Origin of the sequence: Streptomyces sp. URMC 127, from assembly GCF_051386535.1 — a bacterium.
In the GTDB taxonomy this organism is placed as follows: domain Bacteria; phylum Actinomycetota; class Actinomycetes; order Streptomycetales; family Streptomycetaceae; genus Streptomyces.
The window spans coordinates 1-1,408 of sequence record NZ_JBPQTW010000440.1 but is presented as its reverse complement, the minus strand read 5'-3'; the positions used below and the strand labels follow the sequence as shown (position 1 = coordinate 1,408).

Genomic DNA, 1,408 nt, shown 5'->3' with positions numbered 1-1,408 from the left:
GTGGTGAGGAGGGCGGGGGTCAGCTCGCCGAGGTCGGTGACGAGGCGGCCGCCCATCTGCAGCGCGGGCCAGCCGTTGCAGTCGTTGCCGGGGGCGGGGCTGGGGGTCGGGCCGGTCACGCCGTCGGCGCCGCGGCGCAGCGGGACGGGCGCGTCGGCGGGCTTGAGCAGGTCGCGCACGGCGACCTCGTCGACCCAGGGGGCGGTCAGATAGCGGACGTTGTTGTCGGCGCGGCCCACGACGACGGCCGTCGCGGTGCCGGCGTCCGCGGCGTCGGTCCGGGCGAAGTCCAGCGCCGCGGCGCCGGTGTCGCCGTCCTTCGACTCGGCGTAGCGCACGACGCGCAGGCCGTCGTGGAGCAGCACGACCGCGGCCTGCCCGACCTCGCCCGCGTACAGCAGCTGGGGCGGTCCGGCGGCCGGCCCGGAGGGGGTTCCGGGCGTGGCCGTGACCTGCACCGTGCGGCCGGGGCGCGCCCAGACGGCGAGCGCGCGGTGCAGCAGTTCCTCGTCGTCGAGGCGGTTGCCGCGGGCGGGCCAGGTGGCGAAGCCGGGGCGGTCCGCGGTCTTCCACGCGCCGGGCGCCGCCTTCGTCAGCTTGGCGGGATCGAGGGCCTGCTGCGCCGCGGCGTTCTGTGCGTAGGGCGGGGCGGCGGCGCCGTCCGGGCCCCAGCCGTCGCCCGGCAGGGACACGAGAACCCCGCACACCGCGGCCGCCGCGAGGGCCGCCAGCGCCGCCCGGGTGTGGTGCCGGCGGCGCATCAGGTCCGTGGGGCGGGCCTGCAGGGAGCAGGGGTCGAACTCCATCGACTCCAGCAGCGAGGCGTCCCGGCTGCCCGCCGGGGCGCGCAGGCCGTCCGCCTCCAGCACCGCGGCCCCCGGGTCCTCGACGCCCGCCGCGGCCAGCACCTGCCGGACGTCGCGGTCGGCGGGCAGCTCCAGGGCGCGCAGCACGTACGCCGCGCGGCCGGGGGCGGACAGGGAGGCCAGCGCCTGGTCCAGGGCGAGCTCGTCGGCACCGCCGGAGCGCGGGAACAGCCGCAGCCCCCACACCTGCGGCAGCAGCGGCGGCAGCTGGCCCGGGCGCGGCAACTGCCAGCGCCCGCGCGGCCGGCCGGCCTCCAGTGCGGACCGCAGCACCCGCAGCCGAACGTAGGCGTAGCCGGGGTCGGCGAGGAAGCCGCCGGGGCCGCGCGGGGACGGCAGGGGCAGTCCGGCCTGCTCGTCCGCCGCGACGCGGTTGCGCGGCAGCGCCCGCTGCACGAGGGCGTGCGCGGTCAGCACGCGGCGGTTGCGGCCCAGCGACGGCGGCAGGACGAGATACCCGAGGCGCACCAGGCGCGGGTAGTGCTCGATGAGCGCGGCCTCGGCCTGCTCGACGTCGACGGGGGCGGGGAGGGGGCGGGGGG

1 protein-coding gene is annotated in these 1,408 nt (G+C 79.5%); it reads right to left on the bottom strand.

The window, feature by feature from the left end:
- Positions 1–1,408: hypothetical protein (locus ACSNOH_RS34765; RefSeq protein ID WP_436725440.1), on the bottom strand; the 1,408-nt coding region annotated here is incomplete at both ends.